Source organism: Pontibacterium sp. (assembly GCF_041587635.1).
In the GTDB taxonomy this organism is placed as follows: Bacteria; Pseudomonadota; Gammaproteobacteria; order Pseudomonadales; family Balneatricaceae; genus Pontibacterium.
This window is the reverse complement of record NZ_JBFGYC010000587.1, coordinates 1-2,410: the sequence shown is the minus strand read 5'-3', so window position 1 is coordinate 2,410 and position 2,410 is coordinate 1. Positions and strand designations below refer to the sequence as shown.

2 protein-coding genes are annotated in these 2,410 nt (G+C 50.8%); both read right to left on the bottom strand.

The genetic code is table 11. The features are described 5' to 3' along the window. Positions 1-138 precede the first annotated feature (138 nt). Positions 139-1,131 carry a poly(R)-hydroxyalkanoic acid synthase subunit PhaE gene (locus tag ABYW01_RS19435; protein WP_372836009.1) on the bottom strand — a complete coding sequence of 331 codons (993 nt, stop codon included), beginning with the start codon at positions 1,129-1,131 and terminating at the stop codon, positions 139-141. A gap of 142 nt (positions 1,132-1,273) precedes the next feature. Next, complete coding sequence (locus tag ABYW01_RS19430) at positions 1,274-2,143, bottom strand: LysR family transcriptional regulator (RefSeq protein ID WP_372836007.1); 870 nt, start codon at positions 2,141-2,143, stop codon at positions 1,274-1,276. Positions 2,144-2,410 lie beyond the last annotated feature (267 nt).

Here is a 2,410-nt window from a genome sequence, read left to right as displayed (position 1 = left end):
CACTTCCTCTTTAGGTGTTTGGCCAACATCGACCTCTTTCAGCTTCTGGAGTGTGTTGTAGCTTTTCAAAAGCTTGCGGTTGAAGTCGAATAGCTCTTCGGCAACCTTTGCGGGCTTAAGGTGTATTGAATCCATCGTTTACTCCTTCAGCTTTTTCTTCAGCGCGGTGACTTCGCCACGCAAACTTGCGATTTCTTTGCCCATTTCATCCAGCAGCTCTTTGAGGGGCTGGTTTTGCAGCTCGGTAACCGCATCATTGAGCGTGTTGATTTGGCGACGTGTCTGGCGCATCTCTTTGCGTAACTGGTGCTGGCGATGCAGGGCGGTGTCCAGTCCCTTGCGAGTCGCTATTCCCGCAGACTGGAAGTAGACGTCACGCGCATTTTGCGCGAAGTTGCGCAGGGACATCAGGGCGTTACTGATGCGCCCATGGGCTTGTTGATACACATCGGTGAACACAGTGTCTGAGTACGCTGATTCGTAGCTTTCAACCCAGATGTTGTGCAGCTCGTGAAGGGTGTCAATGGGCTGTTCGCGCTGAGCAATTCTGGAAGTCATGCGAGCGCTGGCTTCCTGATTGATCTCGCCGTAATGGCGGATATAGGCTGATAATGCTTCCTGATACTCAAGCAACAGACGAATGGCTTCGCGGCTGTTTGCCTGCAATTCCGGGTTAGATCCAACAACAGGTGTTTCCAGTAAGCTTTTCATTCCGCTGATGAACGGATTCTCAAACAACAGGTCGTCATGGAAGCTGTGCGTCTTAAACAGGGCTGCCACTTGTTCAGGAAGCTGCCATTGGCGCATGAGCAGTTCGGTGGTCTGCTTCTGCATGTACTTCTGAAACTCGCTTACGGCTGAGTCTATCTGCTGATCCCCGGCGCTATCGCGGAACTGCCGGATCAAGTCCTCGCCGTAAGTGTTGAAGTTGTGTGACTGGGCGCTGAGTACGTCCATCAGTTGTGAAAACTGTTGCGGCAGGGCCTCTCCGGCAGAGGACTGATAACGCTTGATAAACTCAAGCCAGCCTTCTGGGTTTTTCAGCTCGTCCGAACTTTCACCCAGAGTTTGCCAGTAGGCATTCTGGGCCTCAAGCCAGTTCTTCATCTGCTGATTCAGCTCATCTGACACGGCAGTTCTCTCCTTCGGTAATGCCAATGTCCTGCAAGTTGGAGGAATTGGCGTATGGCTAGTCACTGATTGGTCAGCGAAGCCTAATAGCTTAGGAAATACTATTACAACTAAGCGGCAACTTATACCTGTGTGGCGTTTTCTATTTTGCGACAGGAAGCATGTCAACAAGATGTCGGGCGGCGTTAGATAAGGTTCTGTCGCGATGATGGATGACGCCTAATTGCCGATAAACCAGCTCTGCATCAACGGGTAATACTTCAAGATCGTCTTTAATGAGTGATTCTGGCAGCAGGCTCCAGCCAAGTCCGATAGAGATCATCATGCGGATGGTGTCGAGATAGTTGGTCGACATGCCTACGTTTAGTTGTAGGTTGTGACGATCGAATAGCTGTTCAACCAGCTCCCGGGTAAAGGTGTTCTGGTCGGGCAGGATGGCCGTGTATTGAGTGAGTTCGGTCAGGCTGACCCGCGTTTTGTTTGCAAGGGGGTGCTCGCGAGATACAACGTACCTCAATGCATCGTGCCAGATCGGTATGGAGCGAATAGCCTTGTCAGGCGAAGGGGAGAGGGTGATCAACGCAAGCTCCAGATCGCCTCGTAATACGCCTTCGTAAGCCACTTCGGACTCATCGAAGCGAAGGTCCAGTTTGACTTTCGGGTAGCTGGAGGTGAACGCGCGCAGAATCGGAGGTAGGCGGTGTAAGCTCACATGGTGGCTGGCTGCGAGGGAAAGTGTACCGGTGACTTCCCCCGATAGGTTGCTGATCGCTCTGCGGGCATCCTCCAGCTCAAGCAAAATCTGATGGGCGCGAGGCAGTAGAGCCTGGCCTGCCTCGGTAAGCGAGACCTGTCTGCCAATACGATCGAATAGGCGGCTATTGAGCTGGTCTTCGAGTAGTGCGACCCGCTTACTGACAGCTGATTGCGTTAAAAAAAGCTGGTGAGCAGCTTTGGAAAATGACTCGCTATTCGCAACGGCGACGAATGCTTGCAGTGTATTGGTATCCATAAAAATTCCTTAATAGATGTGTGTATTGTTTGCTATTCCTATTTGGAATTCAATGAATAAAAAATATGAATTTGTGTTGTTTGAATGCCTGTTCTAGGATGGTTCCAGCAGATGGCGAGATGCGCTGTTTAGTGAGCAATGACGGCGGTCTCGATCATCGACCGGAATAAGAAAAGTGAGGACATCACAATGGCTGGCAAGACCCTTTACGACAAGCTTTTTGATGCGCATTTAGTGCGCCAGAATGACGATGGTAGTTCTTTGATT